Annotated in this window: 19 protein-coding genes; 4 read left to right on the top strand and 15 right to left on the bottom strand. The window is 54.6% G+C overall.

Annotated elements, in window-relative coordinates:
- Nucleotides 1–27 precede the first annotated feature (27 nt).
- The 6 genes from BLP91_RS05165 to BLP91_RS05140 form a co-directional block, all read right to left on the bottom strand.
- Entirely contained in the window at nt 28–225 is a 198-nt protein-coding gene (locus BLP91_RS05165) for a YuzK family famiily protein (protein WP_091567336.1), read from the bottom strand.
- A 98-nt stretch (nt 226–323) separates the two neighbouring features.
- A complete protein-coding gene (locus BLP91_RS05160) occupies nt 324–974 on the bottom strand; it encodes a nitroreductase family protein (RefSeq protein WP_091567334.1) in 651 nt (216 codons plus the stop codon).
- Nucleotides 975–1,255: 281 nt separating this feature from the next.
- Entirely contained in the window at nt 1,256–1,642 is a 387-nt protein-coding gene (locus BLP91_RS05155; RefSeq protein WP_091567332.1) for a carboxymuconolactone decarboxylase family protein, read from the bottom strand.
- A 128-nt stretch (nt 1,643–1,770) separates the two neighbouring features.
- Entirely contained in the window at nt 1,771–2,754 is a 984-nt protein-coding gene (locus BLP91_RS05150; protein ID WP_091567330.1) for an NAD(P)H-quinone oxidoreductase, read from the bottom strand.
- Between the two features lie 69 nt (nt 2,755–2,823).
- Nucleotides 2,824–3,516, bottom strand: coding sequence for a tetratricopeptide repeat protein (locus tag BLP91_RS05145; RefSeq protein WP_091567328.1), 693 nt, complete (start codon nt 3,514–3,516; stop codon nt 2,824–2,826).
- A gap of 109 nt (nt 3,517–3,625) precedes the next feature.
- Entirely contained in the window at nt 3,626–3,811 is a 186-nt protein-coding gene (locus BLP91_RS05140; protein WP_091567326.1) for a hypothetical protein, read from the bottom strand.
- A 204-nt stretch (nt 3,812–4,015) separates the two neighbouring features.
- On the opposite strand from BLP91_RS05140, the gene BLP91_RS05135 reads away from it, so the two are divergent.
- The 4 genes from BLP91_RS05135 to BLP91_RS05120 all read left to right on the top strand — a co-directional run bounded on the left by BLP91_RS05135 (nt 4,016) and on the right by BLP91_RS05120 (nt 7,135).
- Nucleotides 4,016–4,864, top strand: a complete 849-nt coding sequence (locus BLP91_RS05135) for a DMT family transporter (RefSeq protein ID WP_091567324.1) — start codon at nt 4,016–4,018, stop codon at nt 4,862–4,864.
- Nucleotides 4,865–4,894: 30 nt separating this feature from the next.
- Nucleotides 4,895–5,788, top strand: a complete 894-nt coding sequence (locus BLP91_RS05130) for a phosphotransferase family protein (protein WP_091567322.1) — start codon at nt 4,895–4,897, stop codon at nt 5,786–5,788.
- A 94-nt stretch (nt 5,789–5,882) separates the two neighbouring features.
- Nucleotides 5,883–6,311 carry a TlpA family protein disulfide reductase gene (locus BLP91_RS05125; protein WP_091567321.1) on the top strand — a complete coding sequence of 143 codons (429 nt, stop codon included), beginning with the start codon at nt 5,883–5,885 and terminating at the stop codon, nt 6,309–6,311.
- Nucleotides 6,312–6,352: 41 nt separating this feature from the next.
- Nucleotides 6,353–7,135 (top strand): undecaprenyl-diphosphate phosphatase, encoded by a 783-nt coding sequence (locus BLP91_RS05120; RefSeq protein ID WP_091567319.1) that lies wholly within the window; start codon nt 6,353–6,355, stop codon nt 7,133–7,135.
- 52 nt (nt 7,136–7,187) lie between these two features.
- Here the strand turns inward: BLP91_RS05120 and BLP91_RS05115 are convergent, their stop codons facing one another.
- The 9 genes from BLP91_RS05115 to BLP91_RS05075 form a co-directional block, all read right to left on the bottom strand.
- On the bottom strand, nt 7,188–7,601 hold the full coding sequence (locus tag BLP91_RS05115; RefSeq protein ID WP_091567318.1) for a hypothetical protein: 414 nt from the start codon (nt 7,599–7,601) through the stop codon (nt 7,188–7,190).
- Between the two features lie 121 nt (nt 7,602–7,722).
- The gene (locus BLP91_RS05110; protein ID WP_091567316.1) at nt 7,723–8,040 is read right to left on the bottom strand and encodes a cytochrome C oxidase subunit IV family protein; all 318 of its coding nucleotides are present in this window, start codon (nt 8,038–8,040) and stop codon (nt 7,723–7,725) included.
- 138 nt (nt 8,041–8,178) lie between these two features.
- Nucleotides 8,179–9,771 (bottom strand): DHA2 family efflux MFS transporter permease subunit, encoded by a 1,593-nt coding sequence (locus tag BLP91_RS05105; RefSeq protein WP_091567315.1) that lies wholly within the window; start codon nt 9,769–9,771, stop codon nt 8,179–8,181.
- Between the two features lie 39 nt (nt 9,772–9,810).
- Entirely contained in the window at nt 9,811–10,449 is a 639-nt protein-coding gene (locus tag BLP91_RS05100; protein WP_091567314.1) for a biotin/lipoyl-containing protein, read from the bottom strand.
- Nucleotides 10,450–10,482: 33 nt separating this feature from the next.
- Complete coding sequence (locus BLP91_RS05095; protein WP_176757826.1) at nt 10,483–11,103, bottom strand: HlyD family efflux transporter periplasmic adaptor subunit; 621 nt, start codon at nt 11,101–11,103, stop codon at nt 10,483–10,485.
- Nucleotides 11,100–11,555 carry a MarR family winged helix-turn-helix transcriptional regulator gene (locus BLP91_RS05090; protein WP_091567312.1) on the bottom strand — a complete coding sequence of 152 codons (456 nt, stop codon included), beginning with the start codon at nt 11,553–11,555 and terminating at the stop codon, nt 11,100–11,102. The genes BLP91_RS05095 and BLP91_RS05090 overlap by 4 nt, the downstream gene beginning before the upstream one ends.
- Before the next feature lie 443 nt (nt 11,556–11,998).
- Complete coding sequence (locus BLP91_RS05085) at nt 11,999–12,814, bottom strand: MBL fold metallo-hydrolase (RefSeq protein ID WP_176757825.1); 816 nt, start codon at nt 12,812–12,814, stop codon at nt 11,999–12,001.
- 118 nt (nt 12,815–12,932) lie between these two features.
- Nucleotides 12,933–13,133 (bottom strand): hypothetical protein, encoded by a 201-nt coding sequence (locus BLP91_RS05080; protein ID WP_091567309.1) that lies wholly within the window; start codon nt 13,131–13,133, stop codon nt 12,933–12,935.
- Nucleotides 13,134–13,136: 3 nt separating this feature from the next.
- A complete protein-coding gene (locus tag BLP91_RS05075; RefSeq protein ID WP_091567308.1) occupies nt 13,137–14,006 on the bottom strand; it encodes a hypothetical protein in 870 nt (289 codons plus the stop codon).
- Between the last annotated feature and the right edge of the window lie 157 nt (nt 14,007–14,163).

Raw genomic sequence — 14,163 nt, 5'->3', positions numbered from 1 at the left:
TTCTTGCACGCTCAAACTCTTATGGGGTCATGCCGTTTCCGCCACCAGTCGTTTGGCTTTTTTGTATTCCCGCTCCCGCTTCTGCTCCACCTCCAGCCGTTTTTCCAGATTGTTGGCATATTCGGCATAGGTGATGTGGTGGGAGGAGAACATGGCTTTTCGGATACTGGCGGAAACTTTTTGGTTTAAGATAAGAACCTCTCCCTTCTCGAAGTACGGTGCCATGATATCACGTCTCCAAATCCTTACCAAATCGGCTATCACCAGATTTGAGGACCTGAACCGTCCTTGACGGGGCACGCTAAAAGGGAGAACCCAATCTTTTACGATTGAGGGGAGAATGCTTTCCCATACCCGTCGATATGCACCACTTCCTCGAGAGGAAGGCGAGCACACCGGGACAGGTTGAAATTTCCTTTATAACCGACGGCGATCAACATCACCGGGAACAGATGGTCGGGCAAGTGGACCGCTTCCCGCACCTGATCGGGAGAAAAGCCGCTCATCGGACAGGTGGCCAGTCCCATGTCCTCGGCTGCCACCATCAGGCTCATTGCGGCGAGGGAGGCGGCACGCATCGCTTCATCCCGGGCCTTTTCCGGGTTATTGGCGTAAGCGTCACGCATCATATCGGCCTGCTTCTCCACCTTCTCCTGTCCATCGGGACCGTAAAATCCCTTGTCGGCAAATTCCTCCGCCACCCGGCGAGCCCGCTTATATGCATGGAGATCACCGCAGACCACCACGGTCCCTGAAGCCTGTTCCACCTTTTCCTGACCCATAGCCGCTTGTCTGAGTCGTTTCTTCGCCTCGGGTCCTTGGACCAAGATCAACTGGTAATGTTGAAAGTTCCAGGCGGAAGGTGCCAGGGTGGTCAATTCAAACAGCTCAGTCCACTGTTCGTCGGTCACCCGGCGATCCGGGTCAAAATCTTTGACCGAACGTCGTTGGCGCAGTACATCTTTGGTTTCCATGGAGGACCTCCTAAAAAATGTTGTTGGTCGGTTCCCAACAACATCGTAACACGATTTCCAGCCCTCGGTGCACTACGGGGACAACCAAACTGCACCTATAGACACAACTCCCTCTTCCCGCAGAGGCATCCGGCGACGGCAGGGGCACCAATCATCTAAACACCCTTGTCCGCAGCAGGACAGCCCCTTCGCTTCGGCTGGAGGCTCATCAGTTCGTGGTATCTGTAGCTGATATTTCTATCTTACGGGAAACTTAAGCAGGTACAGCCATTCATCTAATTCTAGTGTTTCATCGACTGGCCGGGGTCGGTTCCGTGTCCGTTTTGAAACTCTTTTAAGGCCTCCTGCAGCATCGTCACCGCCTGGGACATAGCCATTCCACCCCCGAAAGCTCCGGCGACGGCCGCCGCTTCTAACACCTCTTTTTCTGTAGCCCCATGGTCGACGGATCCTTTGGTGTGATAAATGATGCAGTACTCATCGTTGGTCATCACTCCCAGGGCAACTCCAATCAGATGCTTATTTTTGACGGAAAGATCCCCTTCGGCAAAGCATGCTTCCGTAAACCGCCGGTACTGCCGGGCCACTTCAGGCAGGTGACGCTCAAAGATGCCGATACCTTCTTTGTATTGTTGCAGGGCTTCCTGCATCACTGATTCTTGTTCCATATGGTAAAACCTCCATTTCCTGGGTTCGCTTTGTATCATGCGTCAACCCGTTCACAAACATGCAACAGCCGCCTCCGCCATATAAAAAACCTGGAACCGATGGGACCTTCGGTTCCAGGAAAAGGGGGTTAATCTACGGTCAGGACGATCTTGCCGATGTTTCGGTTGTCTTCCATCCAACGGTGGGCATCGGCCACCTCGGTCCAGGGAAAGACTCGGTCGATCACCGGCCGCAGTCGCCCGTCGGCAAACAGGGGAAGCGCATCGCGGACGAAATCCTGAGTCAGCTCCTTTTTATAAGAGAGACTGCGGCTGCGCAGGGTGGTTCCCTTTACTTGCAACCGCTTGGCCAATATCATGCCCAGATTCAGTTTGTCCACTTTGGTGCCGCCGAGGGCGCTGATCAGAATCAGTTTGCCGTCCAACCCCAGGACGTTCAGGTTCTGCTCCCAGTAGGGCGCGCCCACGAAATCCAGAACCAACTGAACGCCTTGCCTGCCCGCAGCTTCTTTGATGTGGGGTTCAAAGGGGCCTTCTTTGTAATTGACCGCCACCTCGGCTCCCATGGCACGGCAGGCTTCCAGCTTTTCCGGGGAACCGGCGGTGGTATAGACCTGGGCTCCGGAAGCTTTGGCCAACTGGGTAGCCGCCGTTCCTACGCCGCTAGCGCCAGCATGGATCAAAACCCGATCCCCTGCGGCCAGTTCACCGAGCCAGTACAAGGCTTGGTAGGCGGTGAGAAACACCTCGGGAATCGCCGCCGCCTCTTCAAACCCGAGTCTGTCGGGAATGGGCAGGGCGAGAGCTGCCGGTATAACGGCGTATTCGGCATAGCCGCCTCCGGGAAGCAGTCCGAAAACTCGATCCCCGGGCGTCCACCCCTCGCACGCCACTCCCACTTCTTCCACCACACCGGCCATCTCCAGTCCTAAAATCGGGCTGGCCCCTTCCGGCGGCGGATAATGTCCTTTCCGTTGCAGAATATCGGCCCGGTTGAGGGCTGTCGCCTTCACCCGGACCAACAGTTCATCCGCCCCGGGACGGGGGGTGGGATGTTCCCCCAATTCCAGCTGCTCCGGACCGCCCGCTTCGTTCACAATCACTGCCCGCATCCTGTCCGCCTCCTTTTTTACTCCCAGCGTGGCCTTTCCCTCTACTTGGCCCCTATAAAGATGAAGGAATTATCCCGCATGATAGGTAACCGATTCTTCCATCTGGTGAAAAGCTTCTTCAAACTGTCCTTCTTCCGCCAGTTTCAAGGCTTGATCCCACTGTGAGCGGTCGACGGACATGGCGTAGGTTTCCATCGGGCGGAAGGTATCCACCGCTTTCTCCCACTCTCCTTCTTCGGCGTGAAACAGGGCGAGCTGGTGCACGGCATAGCAGAGACCGGGGCCCACCAGGTTACGCCCGTGCTCCAGTTCATGGCTTTGGAATCGATCCGCCTCCCGCTGGACAATCGCCTCCAGCTCCCGGTACGCCTGTTCTCTTTTGCCTAAGCGGAACCGGTAATAGCAGAGATATACCTCTTGGTGGGTACGGCTCATCATGTATTCCATCGATGAAGGAAATTGGGCCAGGGCGGTCGCCATCTTTTCCTCCGCTTCGGCGAAGTCTCCCTGTTCTGCATCCATCTCCGCCATTTCTGCCAAACTGCGCACATAGGCGAAATGGCGGTTTTCATTTTCGTCCGGGCCGTTTGCGGCAATGGTCTCAAAGAGCTGGTAAGCCAGCTCCTTCATCCCCCGCTGCAACAGGGTGACTGCAATCAGCAAGCGGGAGTTCAACTGGTCAAACTCAGCAAAGATATCATTGGGTAACAGGTGGGCCACCTGCTCCCGGGCCGCCTCCTTCAATTGATCCAGGTGTTCCATTCCTCTTCCCTCCACAGCAAAACCCCTATAAGGGGGATTCTATGGTTTATTCTATCAAATAGAAAAGGAACCAAACAGGAGGAGAAGTGTCGGTCCAAAGAACCTTGGATTACAGGCGCTTTAACTGGTCGCTGTAGGAGAGGGACTCAGGATCCCGGACCTCTGGCTCATGGTCCAGTCTCGTTTGATCCTCCGAATCTTCTTTAATGTGTTTCGGTGCCGGAGGCCGAGATTCGGTTGCCTGTTCCAGGGGATCCAAATGCCCGCGCCCTCGCTGTCTGTCTTTCCGTTCCATCGTCGACTCCCTCCGATACAGTGATTTCGTCGCCATCTTAGTGTTTATCAGGAGGCGGACTTTATGCGGAGTCATGTTTGTCCCTCATCGGCAATAAGATGGAGCAAGGAGGTTACTTCCTCCCTTTCGTGGACGGAGTCAGCCGCTTATGATACGGTGTTTTTCGGGACTCTATGAATGCAGAGAAAGGAACGAAAAACACCTATGTGGTTTCTTTGGGCCCTACTCAGCCCCCTCACCTTCGGGGTGTCGGGCTTTCTGATGAAGGCCAGCAGCGCCCGTCTGGGGTCCGTTCCCCACACCCTGTGGGGACTCTACCTGTCGGGAACCCTGGGATTTGCGGTCTGGCTCGCCTTCAGCGGGGCATTTCGGCTGGACGCCGCTGTCCTCCTCGGAGGGGTGGCTGTCAGTCTCGGTTCGGCCGCCGGAAACTGGCTGTTTATGCTGGCGCTGCAACGGGGGCCGGCCAGCCTTACATCGCCCCTGGTCAATACCAATATCCTACTGGTTATCGCAATTTCGGTCGCTTTTTACGGGGAAAGGCTGTCCGCGATGGAATGGACCGGTGTGGCTCTGCTGGTGCTGGCCGTGTTCCTGATCCCGATCGATCCAGACGAGAACCTGTCGATCCGGGACCGGACCTGGTACGGATTGGTGGTGACGGCCACTATATTGTTCACCTTCCGCAACGGCGGGCTGAAAGTGACCGATGAATGGGGATTGGCCGGGGAGTCCGTTCTCTTTTACGGGTATCTGTTCAGCCTGGGATGGATGACGGTGGAACTGGTGCGAAAACATCCCCGTACACCGGCCGCCTCGGCTCGCAACGGCTTGCAATGGGGACTGGCTGCCGGCATCTTCTCCTTTGCCGGCATGCAACTGTACGCCATCGCCTTGATCGAAGGGCCGGCCAGCATTGTGGCTCCCCTGTTCGCCACCAACAGCCTGGTGGTGGCGCTCTTATCCATCCACTTCTTCCGTGAGCGGCTGTCCAAGTTGCAAGCAGCTTCCCTCGCCCTGCTCATCGTGGGGCTGGCCCTCAGCCGGATGTAAAAACCACGAGGTTCACAGGGAGATGAGAGAATGTATCCACCTCTTAAAAGAGAGCGATTGGAACGGTGGATTCAGCAAATCCATCCAAACAGCCGCTTATTGCGCACATGGCGGTTACGAGGTGGTGTCTCCGCGCGGGTGATCGCGTTGGAGATACGACTCGCCGACGGCCGTACGACAAAGATGGTCCTACGCCAACACGGGGAAGCGGATCGTAACCGAAACCCGCAAATCGCCGCAGATGAGTATCAACTCCTGCGACTCTTGCGTGAAGCAGAAATCCCCATTCCATCTCCTTTCGATGTCGATCCGTCGACCTCTTCCATCCTGATGGAATTTGTGGAGGGGGAATCGGGAAAGGCTTCCACTCATCCGGCTGATTTTTTATGGCAGCTAGCCAACCACCTGGCCCGCATTCATCGTGTGGATATCGCCAAATGGGGACTATCCTTTTTACCGGCGCAAGAAAAGCGAGTGGCCAACACGCAACCAAAGGAGGCGGGCACCAGCGAGGAGGAACGTATTCGAAGGCGGCTAGAGAAAATAGGCCCCCTGCCTTCACGAAACCCACCTCGATTGCTGCACGGGGATTATTGGCCCGGCAATACCCTGTGGAAAGACGGACGGCTCATCGCCATCATCGATTGGGAGGATGCGGCGCAGGGAGACCCTCTCGCCGATGTGGCCAATTGCCGGTTGGAGCTCTTGTGGGCCTTGGGAACCGATGCGATGGTGGCGTTCACCCATCATTATCGATCGATCATGGCGGAGATCGATTTCACACACCTCCCGTATTGGGAGCTGTGCGCCGCTTTGCCACCAATCTCCAAGATCTCCACGTGGAAGCTCGATCCCGCCACCGAACAAACCATGCGCAAACGGCTCAAGCAGTTTGTCGACCGAGCCCTTATCAAAACCATCTGAAATTTGATGTCGTCTGAGGATAGGGAAATGAGTTGAAAGGGAAAATGGGAATGATCATCCCCAGAAGGATCTGAGTTGGAAGGAGGTTGAAGCCATGTCGCGGGAACAAGCGCCCGATTTTTGCCTGCCGACATTGAACAAAGATCAGACGGTCTGCCTTCACGACCTGCGGGGAAAAGCAGTCCTGCTCTCCTTTTGGGTCACCTGGTGTCCCTCCTGTCAGGCGGACCTGCCGAAAAAAGAAGTGTTTGCCCGCTCCCTGGACGCTTCCCGCTTCGCCTTTTACACGATTAATGTGACCGGACGGGAGGCTGATCCCGACCGGGTGGAACCCTTTATCCGGGAACACGGCTACCGGTTCCCCGTACTTCTTGACCATGGACGATCCACCTATGACGCCTACGAGATCTCCTCCGTCCCCACCTCCGTCCTGATCAACCCCGAGGGGCGGATCGTCGGCCGTTACGGAGAGGAGACCCCCTTCACTGACGTGATTCAAGACCTCGGCCGCTTGCTCGGTTAACACCAACTCGCCTATCCCGGGATGGGCAAGGGGGGATGGTATTGGACTGGTTGGAAGCGATGGTGCTGGGTATCATTCAGGGATTGACGGAATTTCTCCCCATCAGCAGCACCGGCCACCTCTACCTGGGGCGCCATCTGTTTGGATTGGACGATGGCGGACTCTTCCTGGACACCGTCCTCCATCTGGGCACCCTGATCGCCGTACTGATGGTTTACCGGCGGGAAGTGGCAGCGGTGATCCGGGAACCCTTCAGTCGGATGGCCAAACTGTTGGTGGTGGGCACCATTCCGACGGTGATCATCGGCCTCAGCTTCAAAGACGTCTTTGAAGAGATTTCCGAAACCGGTGTTACCATCGGCTGGGAGTTTCTCGTCACCGGAGCCGTGCTGTGGATGGCCGATCGTTGGAAGCAGCGTGGTCACAAAAGCTTGGAGAAGATCTCCTATACCGATGCTATTGTTGTCGGCACTTTTCAGGGAACGGCCATTTTGCCCGCCGTCTCCCGTTCAGGCATGACCATCGCCGCCGCCCTCTACCGCCGCATTGATAAGGAGACTGCCGCCTATTTTTCCTTTTTCCTATCCATTCCCGCGATTGCCGGGGCTCTCCTGTTTCAATTGGTCGACCTGGCCACCGGTCGCACCTATACCTTGCCCCTGTCTTCCCTGATGATGGCCACCGTGATGTCCACCCTCTTTGGCTACTTGGCGGTGCGCTGGATGATCCGACTGCTGCAGCGGGGCTCCTTGAGACCTTTTGCCGTCTATGTGTGGGGACTGGGCCTGCTCGTCCTCCTGTTCCAATGGAGCGGCCAATTTTAAAGCCCTCTTCCGCATAGAGGAAGAGGGTAAACGTTTTGACAGCGAAAGAATATCAGGCCACCAATACTCCCAGGATGAAGAGAACCAACAACATCGCGTAGGCCGAAATCCCGATCAAGAGCGGAACTCCCACACCTGCTTTGTCTCCTCCCCGGCCCACATGCAAATCGTATAATTTTTTCTGATCCTGTCGAAAGTAGAGAATCATGGCCAGGTTAAATACAGTAAACAAAGGGCTCAACCCATCGGGCGTAACCATGGCCAGAAACAAAAAAGCGATAAATCCGGGAATGACGATCAGTAACCGCTTGTTTCTCTTATTCGCGAATCCAACCCGTCCATAACTGATGGCGTTCATTAACCCCGCAGCTAAAAAGGTGAAAAAGAAACAAAAAAGTGCAACCGCTGTTGGACTCCAAATGGCTTGTGATCGGACAGACTGTGCCGTTTTTTGACTGACTTCCATCATTCTCCTCCTTCCTTTCGATAAATTTATAACTTTTTCACGACCATTGTCAACTGATGCGGTCATCACACAAACAAGCCCCCTTCCACGTGGGGGAAGAGGGCATTTTCCATTTTCCGTTTTACACCCAGTACAACATGGCGATGATCGCGGTGGCAGCCACGATGCAACCGCTGCACATAAAGATGGTAACGATCCGATACCATCCGAAGTCGAGGTGCATAAAGGTGAACAGCTGCAACAACACCTGCAGGGCCGCCAAACCCAAAATAACGAGAATCAGGAGATTTTCCGGCAACAATTGAAGTCCCACCAACACGAATGCGATCACCGTCACCAAGAGCATCCAAGCAAAGGACATCAGATATTTTCCCGTGGTTTCCTCCCGCGTCTGCGGAGATGTCTGACCTTTCCCCGACGTTTGCTCAGGTTGTGCCATGGTGACCCTCCTGTCGCTTGTTCACAGAATTGTAACATTATTATGACCGACTTTTCCCGGTTTTGTCAATCCTGTGAACAGAAACCGGTGACAAAACAAGATCAAAAAAAGCCCGCCTGAAAGGCGGGACCTAATCGGTCAGGAAGCGACAACTTCCTTCGTTGGTTCTTCCATGTCTGGTTTCTTGTCTTTGCGCACGTCCCGAAGGAACAGGCACAAAAAGAGACTGATGACGGTAAAGGCGGTCGCCCAGAAAAAGGCGTCATTGATGCCCATCACCGCCGCTTGTGTTGCCATATCGCCGATCAATTGAGAAGTGAAAAGTTCCCGAGCCTGTTCCACGGGAAGGCCGACGGATTGGGCGAAATTGCGAACACCTTCCGAGAAAGACTGGTAGAAGCCGGTGTCAAAGGGGTTCATCCCCTCCGAGAGTTTCTCCGTATGCAGGCTCATCCGATTGGTATACACGGTGGTCAACAGTGCCGTCCCGATAGAACCGGCAACCTGACGCATGGTGTTGGCCATGGCGTTTCCGTAGCTGTTGGCCTCCTCCGGCAGCTGGTTCAACCCGGCGGTCATGATCGGCATCATCAGCAGGGACATGCCGAAGGCGCGTATCGTATAGATCAGGATCACGGTCCAATAGCTGGTTTCCAGCGTGATCTCTGTAAACTCCCAAGTACAGACCGTCGTCACTATCAACCCGACGATGGCCAGAGGACGGGGGCCAAATCGGTCAAACAACGCACCGGAGATTGGGGACATCAGCCCCATCACAATCGCCCCTGGAAGCAGGAGCAACCCTGATTCCAAAGGAGTGAAGCCCCGCAGATTTTGCAGGTAGATGGGAAGCAGAAACATCCCTGCGTAGAGGGCCATGGTGACGATCCCGTTGATCACCGTGGACAGGGTGAACATATCATATTTGAACACCCGAAAATCCAACAGAGGGGTTTCCACACTCAGTTGGCGAAGGATGAACAACACCAATGTAAAACCGCCAACGACCAGAGCGATGACCACTTCCAGACTGCTCCAGCCGCTGTTTCCAGCTTCGCTGAAAGCGTATAGCAATCCGCCAAATCCCACTATACTCAGGATCATGCCCCAGAGGTCGAAGGGAATTTCCCGGCGGGTACCGACATCTTTCATAAAGAGCCAACCAAACCCGATGGCCAACAGGGCCAATACTACCATCCCGTCAAACATCAAGCGCCAGGAAAACTCCTCGATCACCCAGCCGGAGAGCGTCGGGCCGATGGCGGGAGCAAACACCATCCCGATACCCATCAACCCCATCCCCTTGCCCCGTATATGCGGCGGGAAGATGAACAGAATCACATTTAATACCAGAGGCATCATCACTCCGGCACCAACCGCTTGCACCAGACGTCCGATAAGAATGGTGGCGAAATTGGGTGCGATCCCGCACAAGAGGGAGCCTACCATAAAACAGATCAATGCACTCATAAACAGCTTGCGAGTACCAAAGGTTTCAATCAGGTAGGCGGAAATGGGAATGAGCACCCCGTTTACCAGCATGTATCCGGTCATCAACCATTGGGCTGTATTGGCGGAAACACTGAAATCGTTCATCAACTGTGGAATCGCCACATTGAGCACGGTCTGGTTGAGAATGGCCAAAAACATCCCCAACATACAAACCAACAACAGGGGAACGTAGGAAGCAGCTCCCTGTTGTTCGGTTCGGGTATCAGCCGTATCCGACATCTCAACGCCTCCTTTCTGACGAAGTTAAAAAATCTCCCGTTACTTGGAGATGCGTACTGTGGCGTTCAGACCGGGGATCAGTTCCGGGGCATCGGAATCGATCTTGATCTTCACTGGAATCCGTTGCACCGTCTTGGTGTAATCCCCGCTAGCGTTTTGTTCCGGCATGAGGGAGAAGGTGGATGCCGTCGCCAGTCCGATTTGCTCCACTTCACCGTCAAAAGTGGTATCCGACTGGGCATCGACGGTCACTTCCACACTGGCCCCTTCCTTCACATCCTTCAGGTCGGTCTCCTCAATGTTGGCTTCAATATACAGTTGATCCATATCTACCAGGTTGACCAGGGGTTGACCCGGCGTGATCGTCTGCCCCTCATGGACCTGGTTTTGGAGCAAAGTTCCATCCATCGGTGCCTGGATCTCCACCTTTTTCCCTTTGGCTCCAGTCACCACGCCTAGCACGTCCCCTTTTTGAACGGTTTCCCCTTCTTGTTCATCCCACTTGGACAGTTTTCCTGAGGCCGTGGCATGAACCGGCATTATGTCGCCCTTCACCTTGGCATCATCCGTAATGACATAATGGCTCTGTTGAAAGTAGTAGTAGTAACCACCTACTCCAGCCGCCATAATCACCAGGAAAATCAGGGCATTTAACAAAATGAGTCTGGATGTTTTCATCTCAATCTCCTCTCTCTCTGTGTTTCAGATGATTTATTTGTGTAAGATAGCCTGGGCATTCAGCCCGATCACCGGCGGGACCTGATCGGGGTCGTCCAATGTGATCTGAACCGGAACCCGTTGCACTTCCCGGGATTCACCCTGGGCCCCCGATGACGACTGTTCGCTGCCCGCTTCGCTTCCGATCCGGGAAACTTCCCCGTGGATCCTCCGGTCCGGATCGGCATCCAAAATCACCTCCGCCTCCTGTCCAACCTGCACATCATCCATCTCCGTCTCATCGATGTACGCGCGGATATAGCGATGCTCCAGATCAGCCACCATCGCCAGCGGCCGGCCCGAGGTCACTGATTCACCCGAGTCAACCCCTGACGCTACTACCTGGCCGGTGATCGGGGCACGGATCACCTGTTGACCCTCGGACCCGGTTTGCCAGCCTAATTGCTGGCCACCCCGGACCCGGTCCCCGACTGCTATATTCCAATCGCCGATCCGGCCTGCCCCCTTCGAATGGAGAGTAGCCGTCTCGGCAGCAACTTGGGCATTATCGGTGATCAGATATTTTTGCTGCTGCTGAAAATAATAAAACCCAGATCCGCCCACCCCCAGCAAAAACAGGATGACGACCAGGATCGTCCATGTCTTGATTTTCAACGGTCTCCCCCTTTCGTCAACTCCTTTTCCAATCCTTGATGCAGTTTCCGAAGCTGGATCACCAACAGCTCGACATCTTCTTCGGAAAGGCATTTGCGGAGCATATTTTTAAAATGGTCCGGCCGAAGGACGGGCACCTCCAACATCCGCTTGCGTCCATCATCGGTCAGATCGATCCAAACCACCCGCCGGTCCTCTTTATCCCGCGTGCGCTGCACCCATCCTTGCTTCTCCAAGCGATCGATGATACCGCTGACGGAGCTGGTGGTCATTCCCACCGACTCACTCAACTTAGCCAAAGAGTGGCGTCCCTCCAGGGACAGCGTCCGGAGTACCGAATTCTGCGGCACCGTGAGGTTATATTCCTTCAGCTCCTGAAACAAGCGCTGACGAAAAGCCCGGGCATTCCGGCGCATCAATATCTCCAATTCATCCAGCAACTCATCCTTCACAACCAACCCCTCCCCCAACTATTTCGTATACGAATTAATCGGATAAAAACATTTCCATTATAAAAATTTTGCACGGAACATGTCAATGGTGATGTTTGAATGTCTTCCCCTCCTCGATGGTGCCGTGGAAGGTGCCCGGGCTCTGGTAGAGGAACGAGATCTGTTGTGCCCGTAGAAAGGCGGTGGTCTGTACTGGGCACTTGCAGGACCAGGTGGTTGAGCCCCGGTTGTTTTTGAGGGAATTTCTTCGATATGCGGAGGTCCGTTCACATACTGAACCAGACACCGCTTCATGTTGTCGTGGCCGTACAAAACCCAACCCCTATCCACCTCTCCTTGTCAAAGCCGAGAAATCCATGAGGGGTCATAAAAACGAAGAGCTTTTTGCAAAACTTCCCATCAAAAACCGGCCTCTCCCATAGCAGAAGGCCGGTGTTTAGGTCTTATGCCTTTTTTCGGTGTTCCCGCAGGATGGAGCGGATCAGGTGTACTGGGGAGAGTTCGCCGTTGGAGAAGCAGACAAGGGCGGGCCGTCTTTTGAGCAGGCGGGCGGCGATCTCCCGGGAGCAGGCTCCTTCCTTGTAGAGGCGCAGGGTTTCCGCCTGGAGCCACTCCAGGAAGTCCAGTTTTTTCCTCAGGGCCGTGACGCCGTCGGGAATCACTCCGGCATGGGAGCAGAATACCGTTTGGATCGGGTAGCGGAGCACCCGGCGAATGGATGCGGCCAGTTGGGAGATGGATTCGTCCCGCAACCCGTAGGTGTGTCGGTTGGCGATAAACAGGTCCCCGGTAAAGGCCCAGCCCTGCTCTTCCTCCACCCAGGCGACGTGATCCCGGGCATGCCCTGGGGTGGGAACAGCCTGAAAACAATAGCGGTCCGTCTCGATCCGATCCTGCACCTCCCCCCGAACCGGGTCGAGGGGGCCCCAGACCACTCGGCGGTACAAGGGGATGCGGGGAGAGCCGGATAAGATCCGTGCCGTCTGTGCACTCATGTAGACCGGAATCCGGTAACGGGTGGCCAGGTCTGCAGCATTGCCAGTGTGATCTTCGTGAAAATGAGTGACAGCGATCGCTTGGGGGTGGAAACGTTGCGCAAAGCGACGTACTTCTGACCGCGCCCGACGCGGCCCCGTCTCCACCATCAACCCATCCACATGAAAAGTCCATGCGCGAAATCCGTTTCCCAGGAAATAATAGGAACAATGGAGTGCAGTTACATCTTCATGCTGTACTTGTTTTACCCGCTTTTTCACCATGATGTACCGACCGCCTGATGTGATTGAATATTCATTCATGATTATATCACAAGGGGATCAAAAAAGAAAAAACCCTCCCAAACAAGGATCCAAAAAGGAAGAGAAGAAGAGGGACTGATCACCACTCCAGCATTCGCCGGAACAAATTTTTTCGTTTTTCGGCGTGGGGAATCAACCGACCGCGCATTCGAAACAGGTGATCAGTCGCTTCTTTGGCGGTCCATTCCCCTTTTTGATACCGTTGGATCGCCTGATCATATTGGCGAAAGCGCTCTTCCTGTCGTCGCTGCAGCGGTTGGCGCAGAAGAGGAGCATTCATGATTTATCGACCAGCCTTTCGGGACTCCAGTTTCGGGAGAACCCCGTGATAGAAATAGAGAAGCGGGGCGATCGCCTGGGCAAACAGCCGGATCCGCTCCTGATCCACTTCTCTGTGGTACGCGTTTTTTTCTTTTCCGGTCACACTCAGCACCCCCAGGGGTTGATGCCCCACCTGGATCAGCACCGCGGCGATGGACCGATACTCTTCCTTTCGTTTTAATCGCTTGGAAGGCTTCTCCCACGGCTCCCCTTTTTTCCAGACGTCATCGATAAACAGATCTACTCTATCGAGCCAAGCTTTGACCGCAGTAAAATCACTCTTGTCATCGATTTCCGGCAGAGGCATCTCTTCTATGTTTTTGTGACCGGCGTGACTGAAGGGCGTAAGCACCCGGGGCTTGTCCAAATCATCTGGGATAAACAGAACCACCCGCGGATCTTTGGAAGTCCTTCCCGCCTCCTCTCCGACGGATGATGGATTGGTCCGTTCGATGCCCAACCGGATAGAGGAGAGGATGCGATCAAAGGTGGATCGGATCTCCAACCTCCCTTCCTGCACCGTCTGCGAGGGATCCTCCGCTGCGCGACACATCGACTTCGTGGTGATCACCGCAATATATTCGAGGGCGTCCACAATCGTATTGGAATGATCGATCGTCTCCCGTGTCGTCACCGATTTCACCATTTGCTGGTGAAAAAACCATCCCAACACAGCGATCAATACTCCCAACACAAGGAGCATCCAGCTGGCAACCTGGTATTTCAACCCGATCAACCCTACTGGACTGCCGGTGAGGGTTAAGGTAAGGGCCAAGGCAAAGGGGGCGGCTTTTGGATACCGCTCGTAAAATCGGGTGATCGATTCCGTCATCCCCACCTCCTCGTTTCATGGGAGATATTCGCGGTTTGGAAAACGAATCCTGCCGCAGATATGCAGTGAGAGAATTGCAGCTCCTTGTCAAGATTAAAACCAAAGGCGGATCGAATCCCTATCAGTTTTTCGGTATATTGAACAAAAGAAAAGATTT

The organism is Melghirimyces thermohalophilus (assembly GCF_900102685.1).
In the GTDB taxonomy this organism is placed as follows: Bacteria; Bacillota; Bacilli; order Thermoactinomycetales; family DSM-45169; genus Melghirimyces; species Melghirimyces thermohalophilus.
Note: the sequence above shows the minus strand (reverse complement) of the source record. Positions and strands in the feature narration are given on the sequence as shown.